The organism is Streptomyces violaceorubidus (assembly GCF_000717995.1).
Taxonomy (GTDB): Bacteria; Actinomycetota; Actinomycetes; order Streptomycetales; family Streptomycetaceae; genus Streptomyces; species Streptomyces violaceorubidus.
Genome location: NZ_JODM01000055.1, coordinates 1 through 15470, shown reverse-complemented (window position 1 = coordinate 15470; position 15470 = coordinate 1). Strand labels below are relative to the sequence as shown.

General features: G+C 72.1%; 11 protein-coding genes. 4 read left to right on the top strand and 7 right to left on the bottom strand.

From position 1 onward, the window contains the following. From IE94_RS0133100 to IE94_RS0133085, 4 genes are all read left to right on the top strand, one after another. The coding region (locus tag IE94_RS0133100; RefSeq protein ID WP_037924371.1) for a non-ribosomal peptide synthetase at positions 1-4107 on the top strand (4107 nt) is incomplete at its 5' end. Positions 4108-4429: 322 nt separating this feature from the next. Continuing rightward, the gene (locus IE94_RS0133095) at positions 4430-5395 is read left to right on the top strand and encodes an ABC transporter ATP-binding protein (protein WP_030191818.1); all 966 of its coding nucleotides are present in this window, start codon (positions 4430-4432) and stop codon (positions 5393-5395) included. 4 nt (positions 5396-5399) lie between these two features. Further along, positions 5400-6203, top strand: a complete 804-nt coding sequence (locus tag IE94_RS0133090) for an ABC transporter permease (RefSeq protein WP_030191817.1) — start codon at positions 5400-5402, stop codon at positions 6201-6203. Between the two features lie 413 nt (positions 6204-6616). Beyond that, positions 6617-7588, top strand: coding sequence for an ArsR/SmtB family transcription factor (locus tag IE94_RS0133085; RefSeq protein ID WP_051777830.1), 972 nt, complete (start codon positions 6617-6619; stop codon positions 7586-7588). A gap of 331 nt (positions 7589-7919) precedes the next feature. On the opposite strand, the gene IE94_RS0133080 is transcribed toward IE94_RS0133085, so the two are convergent. The 7 genes from IE94_RS0133080 to IE94_RS36445 all read right to left on the bottom strand — a co-directional run. After that, positions 7920-9023: a prephenate dehydrogenase gene (locus tag IE94_RS0133080; RefSeq protein ID WP_030191815.1), complete on the bottom strand. Its 1104-nt coding sequence runs from the start codon at positions 9021-9023 to the stop codon at positions 7920-7922. Beyond that, complete coding sequence (locus IE94_RS0133075) at positions 9008-10408, bottom strand: aminotransferase-like domain-containing protein (RefSeq protein WP_209441103.1); 1401 nt, start codon at positions 10406-10408, stop codon at positions 9008-9010. The genes IE94_RS0133080 and IE94_RS0133075 overlap by 16 nt, the downstream gene beginning before the upstream one ends. Beyond that, entirely contained in the window at positions 10405-11547 is a 1143-nt protein-coding gene (locus IE94_RS0133070) for an alpha-hydroxy acid oxidase (protein WP_037924377.1), read from the bottom strand. The genes IE94_RS0133075 and IE94_RS0133070 overlap by 4 nt, the downstream gene beginning before the upstream one ends. A 119-nt stretch (positions 11548-11666) precedes the next feature. Beyond that, a complete protein-coding gene (hppD, locus tag IE94_RS0133065; protein ID WP_078606665.1) occupies positions 11667-12836 on the bottom strand; it encodes a 4-hydroxyphenylpyruvate dioxygenase in 1170 nt (389 codons plus the stop codon). A 98-nt stretch (positions 12837-12934) separates the two neighbouring features. Continuing rightward, entirely contained in the window at positions 12935-13876 is a 942-nt protein-coding gene (locus tag IE94_RS0133060) for a TauD/TfdA family dioxygenase (RefSeq protein ID WP_030191811.1), read from the bottom strand. A gap of 75 nt (positions 13877-13951) precedes the next feature. Continuing rightward, positions 13952-14761 carry an alpha/beta fold hydrolase gene (locus tag IE94_RS0133055; RefSeq protein ID WP_030191810.1) on the bottom strand — a complete coding sequence of 270 codons (810 nt, stop codon included), beginning with the start codon at positions 14759-14761 and terminating at the stop codon, positions 13952-13954. Between the two features lie 58 nt (positions 14762-14819). After that, on the bottom strand, positions 14820-15470 hold a 651-nt coding region (locus tag IE94_RS36445; protein ID WP_037924368.1), incomplete at its 5' end, for an AMP-binding enzyme.

Sequence of the window (15470 nt, the reverse complement as noted above, 5' to 3'; positions counted from 1 at the left end):
ACCGAGGACGACCCCCACTCACCCATCACCCGCCAACTCACCCACTGGCGCGAACAACTCCAAGACCTCCCCGAGGAACTGGACCTGCCGACCGACCGCCCGCGCCCGCAGACCCCGAGTCACCAGGGCGGGACCGTCGACTTCACCGTCCCGGCCGAGTTGCGGGACCGGGTGGAGGCGGTCGCCCGGGAGTACCAGTGCACGCCGTTCATGGTGATGCAGGCGGCGCTGGCGGTGCTGCTGCACCGGCTCGGGGCGGGCACGGACATCCCCATCGGCACGCCGGTCGCGGGCCGCACCGACGACGCCCTCGACGATCTCGTCGGCTTCTTCGTCAACACCCTGGTCCTGCGCACCGACCTCTCCGGCGACCCCACCTTCACCGACCTGCTCGTCCGGGTGCGGGAGACGGACCTCGCCGCCTACGCCCACCAGGACGTCCCCTTCGAGCGACTCGTCGAGGCGCTCAACCCGGAGCGCTCCAGTTCACGGCACCCTCTCTTCCAGACGGCGCTGAGCTGGAACGACGACGAGGAGCAGCGCGCGCTGTCGGCCATCGACGCCCTGCCGGGGCTCGTCGTGTCGGCGCAGGGGACGCCGTTGGAGGCGGCCAAGTTCGACCTGCTGTTCTCCTTCTCCGACGCCTCGGACGGCTACGCCGGGCGCATCGAGTACAGCGCGGACCTCTTCGTGCGCGACTCGGTGCGGACCATGGCCGAGCGGCTGCTGCGCGTCCTGGCCGTCCTGGTCGCCCACCCGGACCGGCCGGTGAGGTCGACGGACGTGCTGGCGGAGGAGGAACGCCGGCGCGTCCTGGCGGAGTTCGGCGCGGGCCCGGACGCGGACGGTTCCGCGTACCTGCCCGGTGGCCTCCCGCGCCGCTTCGAGGACCAGGCCGCTCGCACCCCCGACGCGGTCGCCGTGGCCTTCGGCGGGCAGGAGCTGACGTACGCGGAGCTGAACGCCCGGGCCAACCGCCTGGCGCGCGGGCTGCTCGCCCGGGGGCTGCGGCCCGAGTCCAGGGTGGGCGTGCTGATGGAGCGCTCCGCCGACCTGGTCGTCGTGCTGCTCGCGGTGGCCAAGGCGGGCGGGGTGTACGTGCCGCTCAGCACGGCCTACCCGGACAGCCGGATGCGTTGGATCCTGTCCGCGACCGGGTCCGAGGTGCTGGTCACCGACACCGCCCTGGCCGACCGGGCCGCCGAGGTGGCCGGGGACGCCCCGGTGCTGCCGGTGTCCGGGACGGACGAGCCGATCGCGGCCGGGGAGGACGACGGCGACCTCGTCCTGGACATCCGGCCCGACCGGCTGGTGTACGTGATGTTCACCTCGGGCTCCACCGGTGAACCGAAGGGCGTGGCCGTCACCCACGCCGACGTCACCGCGCTCGCCGCGGACCGGCGTTGGCGCGACGGGGTCGTGGACCGGGTGCCGCTGCACTCGCCGCACGCCTGGGACGGATCGACGTTCGAGCTGTGGGCGCCGTTGCTGAACGGCGGCCGGGTGGTGGTGGCACCGCCGGGTGAGCTGGACATCGAGTCGCTGCGCCGCCTGATCGTGGACCACGGTGTCACCGCGCTGTTCCTGACGACCGGTCTGTTCCGGGTCCTCGCCCAGGAGCACCCGGAGTGCCTGGCCGGTGTGCGTCAGGTGTGGACGGGCGGAGACCTCGCCTCGGTGGAGGCGATGCGCCGGGTGCGCGAGCGCTGCCCGGCGACGACCGTCGTGCACGTCTACGGGCCGACCGAGACGACGACGTTCGCCACCTGCCACGAGGTCGGGGAGCGGGACACGGCGCCGACGGCGGCCGGGGTGCCGATCGGCCGGCCCATGGACGGCATGCTGCACTACGTCCTGGACGAGGCGCTGCGGCCGGTTCCGCCCGGTGTGCCCGGCGAGCTGTTCGTCGCGGGTGCCGGGCTGGCCCGCGGCTACTGGCACCGGGCGGACCTGACGGCCGAGCGGTTCGTCGCCGACCCGTACGGCGCACCGGGCACCCGCATGTACCGTACGGGCGACGTGGTCCGCTGGGACCGTGAGGGCCGGGTGGAGTTCCTCGGCCGGGCCGACGGGCAAGTGAAGGTCCGCGGGTTCCGCATCGAACTGGCCGAGATCGAGGCCGCGTTCGCCGCGCACCCGGCGGTGGCGCAGGTCGCCGTCGTGGTGCGGGAGGACCGGCCGGGCGACAAGCGGCTGGCCGCGTACGTGGTCCCGGCCGCTGCCGGGAGCGGGCAGGAGCTGCGCGACCACCTGGCGAGCGCGCTGCCCGACTACATGGTCCCGCAGGCGATCGTGGAGCTGGACGCGCTGCCGCTGACGTCCATCGGCAAACTGGACCGGCGGGCACTGCCGGTACCCGAGTGGGGCGCACGGGCGGTCTCCCGCGCGCCGCGCACCGCACGGGAGGAGACCCTGGCACGGCTCTTCGCCGAGGTGCTGGGGGTGCCGGAGGTGGGTGTCGACGACGGCTTCTTCGATCTGGGCGGCGACAGCATCATGTCGATCCAGCTGGTCAGCCGGGCCCGCAAGGCCGGTCTCGTGCTGACGCCGAAGGACGTCTTCGAGCGCCGTACGGTGGCGTCGCTGGCCGAGGTCACGGGCGGCGGCGGGGGAGCCGCGGCGGAGGAACCGGGGGAGGGCACCGGGACACTGCCGGCCACGCCGATCATGCACTGGCTGCGCGAACGCGGCGGCCCCGTCGACCGGTTCAACCAGTCGACGGTGCTGCGGGTCCCGCCGGGACTGCGCCAAGACGCGCTGCTGAGCGCGGTGCAGGCGCTCCTCGACCACCACGACGCCCTGCGCATGCGGGTGACGGAGGATCCCGGGGCGGGCGGGCTGGCGTGCGAGATCACGCCGCCCGGCACGGTCGGCGCCGGCACGGTGGTTCGCCGGGTGGACGCGGCGGGGACCGACGCGGCGGCACGCGAGGAGCTGTGGGCCGCCGAGGCGGAGGCCGCGGCCGGCCGGCTCGACCCCGTAAGCGGCCGGATGGTCCAGGTGGTGTGGTTCGACCGCGGGCCCGGACACGACGGGCGGCTGCTGCTGGTGGTCAACCACATGGTGGTGGACGGCGTCTCGTGGCGCATCCTGCTGCCGGACCTGGCCGAGGCGTACGAGGCCGCGGCCGACGGCCGGACACCGCGGCCGGCGCCGGTCGGCACGTCGCTGCGCCGCTGGGCGAGGACCCTGCGCGAGGAAGCCGTGTCGCCCGCCCGCGGGGCCGAGGCGGAGTACTGGGCCGGCGTGGTCGCCGGTACCGAGCCGCCCCTGGGGTCCGCGCCCCTGGACGCCAAGCAGGACACGCACGCGACGGCCGGCCGCCTCACCCTGACCCTGCCCGCGGAGGTGACCGGCCCGCTGCTGACGACCGTGCCGACGCTGTTCCGCGCCGGGGTGAACGACGTCCTGCTGTCCGCCTTCGCCCTGGCACTCGACGCGTGGCTGGGAGCCGACGCGCGGCCTGCCTACCTCGTGGACCTGGAGGGGCACGGGCGGGTCGAGGAGGCGGTGGCCGGGGCCGAACTGTCGCGGACGGTGGGCTGGTTCACCAGCATGTACCCGGTGCGGCTGGAGCCGGGCCACTACCACCGCGCCGAGGCGCTGGCCGGTGGTGCGGCGGCGGGCACGGTCCTCAAGCGGATCAAGGAGCAGTTGCGCGCGGTGCCCGGCGAGGGCATCGGCTACGGCCTGCTGCGCCACCTGAACCCCGCGACCCGGGCCCGGCTGGCGGGGGGACGGCGACCGCAGCTGGGCTTCAACTACCTGGGCCGCTTCGGCGCCGCCCCGCAGGCCGGTGCCTGGGCCCCCGAACCGGGCGTCGCGGGACCGGCCGGCGAGGCGGACACGGCACCGCTGAGCCACGTCGTGGAGCTCAACTCCCACACGGCGGACGAGCCCGGGGGCCCGCGACTGGTGGCGACCTGGACGTGGGCGGGGCGGCTGCTGCCGCAGGAGTCCGTCGCACGGCTGGCCCAGGCGTGGTTCGCCGCGCTGCGGGCCCTGACGGAGCACGCCGAGGCTCCGGACGCGGGCGGACTCACCCCGTCCGACGTGGCACTGGAGATCAGCCAGGAGGAGATCGACGAGTTCGAGGACCTGCTGTGAGCGGCGGCGGCGGCCGGTCGCGGTAGCCACCGACGGCCGACGGCCGGCTGCCGACCGTCGGCCTTCGGCGGACCAGGGCCGGTGCGTGTCGCCTTCGGCGCGCGCACCGGCCCTTTCGCGCGCCCGCACCCAGGAATCCGGCCGGGGCTCCGGGGCTCCGGGGCTCCGTAGCTCTGTGTCTGTGGCTCTGTATCTGTGGCTCTGTGGCTCTGTGGCTCTGTGACGAAAGTCGTAGTGGCCCTCTGCCGAAGGACGGAAGACCACGTCAGACGAGTGGCCCTACGGTCTGTGACATGAACGGACATCCGAGGACGGGCCGAGAATGATCACACTGCGTGGAGCAACGAAGCGGTACGACGCGGCCGTCGCCGTGGACCACCTGGACTTGGAGATCGCCCCGGGGAAGGTCACCGGGTTCCTCGGCCCCAACGGCGCCGGGAAGTCCACCACCATGCGCATGATCATGGGGCTGGACCGTCCGACCTCGGGTGAGGCGCTGATCAACGGCAAGCCGTACGCGGCGCTGAGCCACCCTCTGCGCGAGGTCGGCGCGCTGCTGGACGCCAAGGCGCTGCACCCCGGGCGCAGCGCGTACAGCCACCTGCTGGCGATGGCACGCACCAACGGCATCCCCCGCAAGCGGGTCGAGGAGGTGCTGGGCATCGTCGGTCTGGAGAAGGTGGCCAAGAAGCGTTCCGGCTCCTTCTCTCTGGGCATGGGCCAGCGCCTGGGCATCGCCAGCGCGCTGCTCGGCGACCCGCAGATCCTCCTGTTCGACGAGCCGGTCAACGGCCTCGACCCGGACGGCGTGCGCTGGGTGCGCGAACTGATGCGTTCCCTGGCCTCGGAGGGCCGCACGGTCTTCGTCTCCAGCCACCTCATGAGCGAGATGCAGCTGACCGCGGACCACCTGGTGGTCATCGGCCGGGGCAAGCTCCTCGCCGACGACACCATCGACCGCGTGATCGCCCGCAGTTCGCTGACCGCGGTGCGCGTGCGCACCCCCGACGTCGACGCCATGGACACGCTGGTGCGGCACCTGGAGGAGCGGCAGCTGGACGTCCAGCGGCACGAGCCGCACGAGTGCCTCGTCTCCGGCGCCACCGTCGAGTCCATCGGCGACCTGGCCTTCGAGCTGGGCATCAGGCTGCACGAACTGCGCGTCGTGGAAGCCTCGCTGGAGGAGGCGTACATGGAGATGACCGCCAACAGCATCGAGTACAAGTCGCCCACGCCGGCCTCCGCGGACGCCGGCCTGGACCGGATCCACCAGGAAGTCGAGGCCTGATCCCATGTCGAGCACTGCTGTGAGCACCCGTGCCCCCGCGGCGCGGCAGGGACGTGGCGGCACCGCGGGTGCCATCGGCGCGGAGTGGACCAAGCTGTGGTCCGTGCGGGCCACCTGGTGGTGTCTGATCGGGTCCGCCGCGCTGATGGCCCTCTTCGCGCCCGGCCTGGGCGTGAGCATGGCCAACAGCAACCGCAGCGACAACGTCGACACGGACATCGCCATCGCCCACCCGATGGTCCTGGCCGTGAACATGGTGCAGTTCGCCGTGATCGCCCTGGCGATGCTGGCCATCACCACCGAGTACTCCACGGGCAGCATCCGGACCACGCTCCAGTGCGTGCCGGTGCGCGGCCGGATGCTGTTCGCGAAGTCGGCGGTCGCCGCGCCCGTGATGTTCGTGGTGGGCACGCTGCTCGCCCTGGTCGGCACCGTCACGACCGCACCCCTGCTGTTCGAGTACGCCGACGCCGACCTCGGCAAGGCGGTGCCGACGATCGTGTGCACCGGTGTCTACATCGCGCTGATGGGCGTCTTCTCGATCGGCATCGGCGCGGCGATCCGCAGTGCCGTCGGCACCCTGACGACGGTGTTCATGATCCTGGCGGGTCTGCCCGGTGCCCTGGCGCTGTCCAGCAGCGACTTCACCAAGAAGATCCTGGACTACCTGCCCTCCACGGCCGGCCAGCACCTGATGGACGGCGACACCGAACCGTACGGCCGGATGGGCGCGCTCCTGGTCGTGCTGGTCTGGGTGGCCGCCTCTCAGATCGCCGGCTACATCGTCCTGCGCAAGCGGGACGCCTGAGACGATGGCGGCGGCCTACACCATCCCCCGTTGATGGCCGCCGCCATCTTCCCCGCCCGTACGGCCTTCAATCCAATTCAATCCTTAAGTTCTTGTGTACGTCCCCGAAGTCGATCTCGAAAGCAATCATTGACGATACGGGTGAAAGAGGACATCCCTACCACCTTCCGCTTCGCTCGTCAAGACTTTTAGTACGCGCTGAAGATCTACCCCCCCTACCGCGGCCGAATCTCGTTTGTTACTTTGGTTCAGGCGACCTGGAGAGCATAGCTCCGGTTGCCTGATCGTCGCATTTCACAGAAGTGAGCGGTCCGGGTGATAGGGCTTGGGCTGTATGATCCCGGCTTTGCCGGGGTGGGGGAATGATGCAGCGAATACGTCTTAGTCGTGACACGGTGGAAAACATACACATAATGACGACCCTGGGGCCTGCGGCGGAGGCGGTTTTCTCCCTCCAGCACATGGGCACCAGGGCGGAGCCGGCGTTCAGGGAGTGGCGCAAACAGGTCACGGCCCGACTGCGTTCGGGACAGCTCGACCGGGGGGTCGTTGAAGCGCTTCGCAGGTCACCGGACCTCACCTGGCTACTGTCCCAGGGAGAGGGCGCGATATCGGGAGAGCGCGCCGAGGTCTCCGGACTCAGCCGCAGCGACATCCGCACCGCAATGGAGCGCTACGCCGAGGTGTCCGTCAGCCCCTATTGGGAGCAGATGCTCGCTCATCTGACCACGGTACGGGAAAGACTGATGGAGAGATCCTCCGGCAATAACGAAAGCCTTCTGGCTTCGCTGCACCCGCAGATATCCTGGAATGGCCAGTATCTGGAGATGCAAAACGGAGAGAATCGTCATTTCGATCTTACCGGAAGAGGTCTCCTGCTCGCTCCCTCCGTTTTTCTCGGCGCCCGTCCCGCAGTCTTACTCCGAAACGTAGCCGGCACCAGTGCGCTTCCGGTTCTCGTTTTCTCCGTCAGTTCCCAGAACGGCGTGAAAGAGACTCTTTGGAATACCCACGCCCGGGACATGGAAGCACTGGACGCCCTGATGGGCCGCACCCGGGCCCAGCTTCTCCGCCTCACGCTGGCCGGCGGAACGACCAGTGAACTCGCCCGGCACGTCGGCACCTCGGCGGCGGCCGTCAGCCAGCACACCGGGGTCCTGCGCAATGCCGGGCTGATCCGTTCGGAACGTGACCGCAATACCGTCACGCACCGCATCACCGATCTGGGCCGCGCAGTTCTCAACGGCATGGGCCCCGCCCTCGCCGTGCCGACCCAGACGCGACGCGTCCCCGACGCCGCGGACACGATGGTCCCGCGCGCTCGCCAGCGGTTTCCCCGCCAGCGGATCGCCGCTCCCGTGCACATGGCCTACCAGGCCTCCTGACGCGTCCAGCCTGGCGCGCCCGCCACGGCCCGCACGGCCCGCACGGCCCGCATGGTCCGCACGGCCCGCACCGCCCGGTACCGCTTCTCCTACGCTCCACCCGCACTCCGTCGCGCCATTGCTCCGTCGCGCCGTCGCGTCGTCGTGCCGTCGTGCCGTCGTCCTGGCGCGCCCGGGCGCGCCAGGGCGCGCGCCGGGACGCCACGCGTGCACCTGCGGCCGTCCGTACCGCCGTTTGGACACACACGACGGAACGCCGGTCCTCCTCCCTCACGTGAGGGAGGAGGACCGGCGTTCCGTTCTTCTCCGGTTCCGGACCGTGGGCGTGCGCTCAGGGGCCGCCGGGCCAGTCCCCGAGCCGCACCGCCCAGCCGTCCGCGCCCAGCGCCTCGGCCAGCGCGGAGGCCGAGGACTCCAGCACCGCCAGCCTGGCCCGGCCCGTCGGCTGGTCCGCGGAGTGCTCCATGCCGACGTCCTCCACGTTCGCCCCGGCCGCCGCGGCGGCCGCGAACAACCGCGCCAACTCGCCGGGACTGTCGCCCACGGACACCTCCACCGCCGTCAACGCGCCGTCCGGCATCCCGTGCTTGCCGGGGATCGCCCGCCGCCCGTCCACCCCGCGCTGCAACAGCTCCGTCAGCGTGTCCATGGCCGCCGCCGCGTCCGTGTCCCTGCGGCCGATCCGGCGCAGCGCCCCGGCCGCCGCCAGCGCGTCCGCGGCCAGCGCCTCCAGCACCTCGGCCACCGGGACCGGGTTCGCCGACAGGATGTCCGTCCACAGCGCCGGACTGCCCGCCGCGATCCGCGTCACGTCCCGCAGCCCCTGGCCCGCCAGACGCAGCGCCGACTCACCGCCCTCCAGCAGCCGCCCCGCGGTCAGGCTGGCCACCAGGTGCGGGGCGTGCGAGATCAGCGCCACCGCCCGGTCGTGGCTCTCGCCGTCCAGCAGCACCGGCGTGGCCCCGCACAGCGCGACCAGTTCCAACGCCGTGTTCAGCGCCACCGCGCTGGTGTGCTCCGACGGCACCAGCACCCACGGCCGGCCGGTGAACAGATCACCCCGCGCCGCCAGCGGCCCCGACCGCTCCCCGCCGGCCAGCGGATGCCCGCCCACCACCGCCGTCAACTCGCAGCCGAGCGCCTCGACCTCCCGCTGCGGCAGCCCCTTCACGCTGGCCACGTCCGTGTAGAACCGGGCCGTACCCCGCTTCTGCAGATCCGCCAGCACCGGCGCCACCCGTACCGGCGGCACGGCCAGCACCGCGATGTCCGCCACCTCCGGCGGCTCCTGCGCCAGCCCCGCCCCCAACGCCGCCGCCGTACGCGCGGCGGTGGGATCGCTGTCCATCAGATAGGTCGTCACCCCCCGCTCGCGCAGGGCCAGCGCGACCGACGTGCCGATCAGACCGGTGCCCACGATCACGGCGCAGCGCACGCGACACCCTCCCCGACCCGCCGGGCCACCAGCGCGGCGAACCGCTCCAGGCCCACGTCGATCTGCGCGGGCGTGACGAGGCTGTACGACAGCCTGATCTGCCGGTCCGCGCCGTCCCCCCGGCCGAAGAAGCGCATCGGCGTCCACAGCACCCCGTGGTCCCTGGCGGAGACCTCGAGCAGCGCCTCGTCCGCGGCGAACGGCACGTTCACCACGAGGAAGAACCCGCCCCGCGGCACGTTCCAGGTGACCCCCGAGCCGCAGCCGGGCGGGAAGTGCCGCGCCAGCCCGTCCAGCAGCCGTCGCAGGTTGCCCGCGTACACCTCGGTCTCGCGCTCGTTCGCCGAGCGCAGATCGCATCCGTGGGCCAGCAGCTTGCCGCCGATCACCGCCTGCGCCAGGGGCGAGGTGTTGACCGTGAGCATGCTCTTGATCTTCGACAGCTGGTCGGCCAGCACTCCGACCCGGCCCTCCCGGTCCGCGACCGGCTGGTCCGCCACCACGTACCCGATCCGCGCCCCGGGCAGCCCGGTCTTGGCGAACGAACCGAGGTAGACGACCCGCCGCCCGGTGTCCAGCGCCTTCAGGGTCGGCAGCCGTTCGCCGTCCGCGCTGAAGTACCCGTACGGGTTGTCCTCCAGGAGCAGCAGGTCCTCCCGTTCCGCCACCTCCAGCAGCTCGCGCCGCGTCGCCAGGTCGAGACTCGTGCCCAGCGGGTTCGAGAAGTCCGGTACCAGATAGCAGGCCCTCGGCCGCAGCCCCTGCTCCCTGGCCGTCCGCGCCACCCGTGCCAGCGCCTCCAGGTCCACGCCCCGGGGCCCGGCCGGCACCTCCAGCACCGGCATGTCCACGAGCCGGGCGGCACCGGTGATCCCCACGTAGGCAGGCGACACCGCGAGCAGCACGTCCCGCTCGTCGGCCCGCAGCGCCCGAAGCGCCAGGAACATGGCCTCCTGGCAGCCCACCGTCACCACGATCGACTCCGGATCCGCCGAGACACCCTCGTCCAGCTCCAGATGACGGGCGATCAACTCGTGCACGATGCCCTTCGTCCGCCCGTACTGGAGCAGCGTCCGGCGCACCTGGGCCTCGTCGAACCCCTTCTCCTCCCGCAGGTACCGCTCGAAGCGCCGCAGGTAGTCGTGGACCAACCCGGTGTCGAAGAAACCCTCGTAAGGGCGGCCCGGGGCGAACGACACGGCGTCCGGGAACCGCAGGGCGATCTCGTTGAGAAAGTTCATCGAGTCCAGCGAACCGTCCTCCAGCGAGCCGTGCAGCTCCGTTGTCGCCAGCAGCACCGGGTCCACCGGGGGCGCGCCCGCGCCCGCACGGTCCGCGGACGGCTCGAGCACCGCCGCGTGGAATGCCGACTGTTCCGTGGTCATCGCTCTCCCGCTCCCTCGTCCTCGCCCGCTCCCGCGCGAGCCGTCCGGAACCCGCCCGCCGACCCGTCCCACACCCGCAGCCCGCGGGCCGCCGCCACGTCGGCACAGCCCGCCAGCCCCAGCGCGTCCCGCAGCTCGTCGCGCAGCAGATCCAGCACCCGCGCGACCCCCCGCTCCCCGCCCGCCGCCAGACCCCACACCACGGGGCGCCCCACCAGCACGCCGTCGGCGCCCAGCGCCAGCGCCCGCAGCACGTCCACGCCGCTGCGGACACCGCTGTCCAGCAGCACCTGGCAGCGACCCGCCACCGCGGCGGCCACCGCCGGCAGGGCCTCGATGCTCGCCACCGCCCCGTCGAGCTGCCGGCCACCGTGGTTGGAGACCACCACACCGTCCACACCGCACTCCACGGCCCGCACCGCGTCCGCCGGATCCAGCAGCCCCTTCACGACCAGCGGCAACCGCGTCCGGCGCCGCAGCTCCGCGACGTCCGCCCAGCTCACCGAGGCGGCGAACGCCTCGCTGGTGTGCGTGGCCAGCGCCGACGCACCCGCCGCCGCGCGGTGCGCCGAGGAATGCGCGCCCACGGCGAGGTTCGCGGCCACCACCTCCCGCGGCAACGTGAAACCACTGCGCACGTCCCGCAACCGCCGTCCCATCCACGGCACGTCCACCGTGAGCAGCACCGCCGAGCATCCGGCGTCCTCCGCCCGCCGGACCAGATCGAAGGTCAGCTCCCGATCGCGCAGCCAGTACAGCTGGAACCAGGTCACCGCCTCCGGCGACGCCACCTCCTCCAGCGGCACACTGCTCAGCGTCCCGACGGTGAACGGCGCCCCGGCCCGCAGCGCGGCGCGGGCCGCCGCCCGCTCACCCTCCGGATGGGCCAGCTTCTGGTAGCCCACCGGCGCGGTCGCCACCGGCAGGGACACCGGCCGGCCCAGCAGCGTCGTCGACGTGTCGCACTCCGACACGTCCCGCAGTACCCGCGGCACCAGACGCACCCGGTCCAGCGCCGCCCGGTTCCCGGCCAGCGTCGACTCCGCGCCGCTGCCGCCCGCCACGAAGTCCCGTACGTCCGCGGGAAGTACCGCCGCGGCCGCCCGCTCGACGTCGTCGAGACACAACGCGCCCGCCAGTGCGGAGTCCGCGACGGCCGTGCCCGCCGTGCCCGCCGTGCCCGCCGTGTCCGCCGTGTCCGCCGTGCCCGCCGTGTCCGCCGCGGACGTTTCCGGAGCGGCGGCGAGCCCCGCCGACGTCACGCCTGCCGGCCGTTCTCCCGGCTGCGCTCCAGCTCCACGGCCTCGTACAGGGCCTTGATGTTGGAGGAACCGAAGGTCTCCGCCCCGAGCCGCTCGATGATCTCGAAGAAGAGGGTGCGCCGCGCGTGCGTCGACCGGGTGAAGATCTGATAGAGCTGACCGCCGTGGTCCTCGTCGACCAGGATGTTCAGCTCCCGCAGCGCGTCCAGCCCGTGCCGCCGCAACTGCACCCGGCGGCCGAGGAGTTCGTAGTACGTGCCCGGCGTGGTGAGAAACTCCACACCGCGCTCCGCCAGGGTGCGCACCGAACCCGCGGCGTCCTCGCTCCGGAAGGCGATGTGCTGGACGCCCGAACCGTCGTGGTTCTTCAGGAACTCGTCGATCTGCCCCGGGTCCGCGTCCGGGTCGGGCTGGATGACCGTGAAGGTCACGTCGCCGGACCGGCTCTGCACCACCTTCGAGAGCATCGCCTGGGTCCCGACGACGATGCGCTCCTCGAAGATCTCCTCGAAGCCGAACGCCCGCCGGTAGTGGGCGATGACCGGATCCAGCTCGCCGATCGTCACGCACACCGCGAAGTGGTCGACCTCCAGCAGCGCGGGCGAGCCGGCCGCCCCGGCGTCCGGGACCGCGGCGGGCGCCACGGCGACGAAACCCGCCGGAAGGCCGTCCGCATCGTCCTCGTGGCGCTGTACGAGGGTGTGGTCCACGTCGCCGAACCCGGACACCGTCGCCGTGGCCACCACCCCCGTCCCCGGCAGCCGGGACGGCTCCACCAGCGGACGGGCCCCGTGTGCCACCGCGTGCGCGTACGCCCCGGCGACATCCGCGGTCCGCATCGCGATCCGGGCCACGCCGTCCCCGTGGGTGTGGACGTAGGCGGCGGCCGGGTGCTCGTCGCCGGTGCCCTCGGTCAGCACCAGCACGATCCGGCCCTGACGCAGGGCGACGCTGCGGAAGCCCTCCGACTCCGAGCCCGCGGTACCGGCCACGGTGAACCCGTAGTCCTCGACCCACTGGCCGGTCTTGCGGTCGAGGTCGGAGACGTACAACTCGACGTGGTCGAGACGGAGGTCCTCGACGGCCGCGGAAGAGGCGGAGGAGGCGGAGGAGGCCGAAGAGGAAGGGGAGGGGGAGGAGGAGGGAGCGGGAGTGACGGTGCTCATGCGTGCGAATCCTGTTCTTCCGTGGGGTGCCAGGTGCCAGGTGCCAGGAGGGGGGTGCGGGGTGCGGGGTGTGTCGGACGGCGGGTGGTCGGCGACGGTCAGTCGGACATCGCGACGAGGATGCGACGGGGGCCGGTGAAGGGCCGACGGCCGTGGCCGACCAGGACGTTGTCGATGAGCAGGAGGTCCCCGGTGTGCCAGTCGACGTCCACGGCGGCCTCAAGGCCCTTGTCCCGCACCTGGACCACGTACTCGTCGGGGATGGGGCTGCCGTCGGCGAACCGCACCGACTGCGGCAGCTCCTCCTCCGGAAGAATCTGGGCCAGCTCCGCCGCCATGTCGTCGCCGAGCGCGGCCGGGTGCCACTGGTCGGACTGGTTGAACCACACCTCGACCCCCGTCACCGGATGCCGCACGGTGGACGGCCGCACCTGCGTCACTCGCAGCCCGCCGTCCCGCAGCCACTCCCACTCGGCCTCGGTGCCCTTCAGGAACGTCTCCACCTCACCGCGGTCGGACGTCTCGAAGGTGTCCTGCCAGCTCTTGCCGAGCCCCCGGCCGCCGTGCAGGTTCTGTACGTACCGGACGCCGCCCGCGAACGCCTCGCGGACCTCCGGCGCCAGCCCCTCCAGCCAGGCCACACCGTCCACGACCGGCGTCGCCCCGCCCGTGGTGGGCTCCTGCGCGGCGAAGAACAGCAGCCGCGACGGCCAGGCGTGCGCGTACGACAGCTCGTTGTGCATGGAGATCGTCAGCTCCGACGGGTACTCCGTCGACGTGTAGACGTTGCTGCCGACCTTGGTACGCGGCGAGTTGCCGTGGACGTACGCCAACCGGTTGGGCAGGAGGCCGTCCATGACCGGGTCGAGCGTGTCGGTGTCCACACCGAACCCGCGGAAGACCAAAGCCTTCTCCCGGACGAGCATCTCGTCGATCCGGCCGGAGTCGCTGATGAACTCCATGAGACCGGCGGGAGTCGCCGGCACCCCGGCGCTCTCCGCGGTGATCTCCAGGGGCTGCCAGTCGGACTGTCGGTTCATGGGGCCTCGATTCGCTGGAATTCGGGAGGAAGAGAAAGTCGGAAGACGAGAAGAGGAGGGGGGAAGGGACGGCGTTCAGGCAATCCGTCGGAAGAACTCGACGATGCTCTTGTTCACCGCGCTCGGGTCCTCCAGGTAACCGAAGTGCCCGCACCCCGCGAGCGCCTCGAACGTCGCGCCCGGAATGGCGTCGGCGACCTCACGGCCCAGTTCGGGAGGCGTCACCAAGTCGTCCTGGAAAGCGATGACATGGCACGGCACGGTGATGTTCCGGTAGGCGTCGAGACGGCCCGGCTCCGGGTTCAGCGTCATGTGCACCCGTTCCCCCGGCGAGGTCCCCGACGTCGCCTCCAGCACGTCCAGCCAGTCCCGCACGGCCGTGTCGTCCGAGAGACTGCGCGGCGACAGGTTCCGCATCGCCTGCACCACCGCGTCGAACCGCCGGGGCAGCTCGACCCCCGAGTCGTACAGCTCGATCTCGGCCGCGGTCAGCGCCCGGCGCATGGCGTCCACCCGGCCACGGGTGGCCATCAGCACCGCCTGCCGCACCAACGCGGGACGCAGCAGCGCCAGCTCCTGCACCACGTACGCGCCCATCGAGGTCCCCACCAGCCGGCACGGGCCAAGGCCCAGGTACTCGACCAGGCCGATGACGTCCTCGGCCAGGTCGCGCACGGTGAACCCCTCGGCGCACACGTCCGTCGGCGGGATGCCCCGGTTGTCGAAGGTGACGACCCGGAACCCGGCGGCCGTCAGGGCCGGCACCTGGTGCAGGTGCCATGCCCGGCCCGAGGCTCCCGAGCCCATCACGAGCACGACCGGTTCGCCGGGCCCGCCGGAGTCCTCGTAGTTCAGTCTGATTCCGTTGACCGGGACAACGGCCATGGGCGCTCTCCTTCCCGAGGGCGAGTGGTGGGTGGTCGTGCGTCGGCCGGGGGAGCCATCAGCCCTCCCACTCCGCCTGCAACCGTTCGAGCTCCTCGGCACTCAGCCCCGTCAGTGCGGCGTCGTCGAACCCGGCCGCCTCGTCGTCCGCGCCCACGGCCACCGTCGGTGTCGTCTCCACCGCCGGGCTCCCGGCGTGCGCGGCCGCCAGCCCGGCGACCGTCCGGTGGTCGAACACGTCCCTCACCGTGAAGACCGCTCCCGAGCGACGCGCCTGGGACACCAGCCGCAAGGACCGGATGCTGTCGCCGCCCAGGTCGAAGAAGTCGTCGTCGATGCCGACCCGGCTGACGCCGAGGACATCAGCGAAGAGGGCGCACAAGGCTTCCTCGTGGGGAGTACGCGGGGCGCGGTGTTCCGTGGTGGTCGTGGTGTCGAAGTCGGGGTCGGGGAGGGCCTTGCGGTCGAGTTTGCCGTTGGCGGTCAGGGGGAGGTCGTCGAGGGTGACGAAGGCGGAGGGGACCATGTAGGCGGGCAGGGTCTGGGCGGCGTGGTCGCGCAGGTCGCCGGTGTTCTGTCCCACGACGTAGGCGACGAGGCGTTCGTCGCGGACGAGTACGGCTGCCTGGGTGACGGCTGGGTGAGAACGCAGGACGGTTTCGATCTCGCCGAGTTCGATGCGGTGGCCGCGGAGTTTGACCTGCTGGTC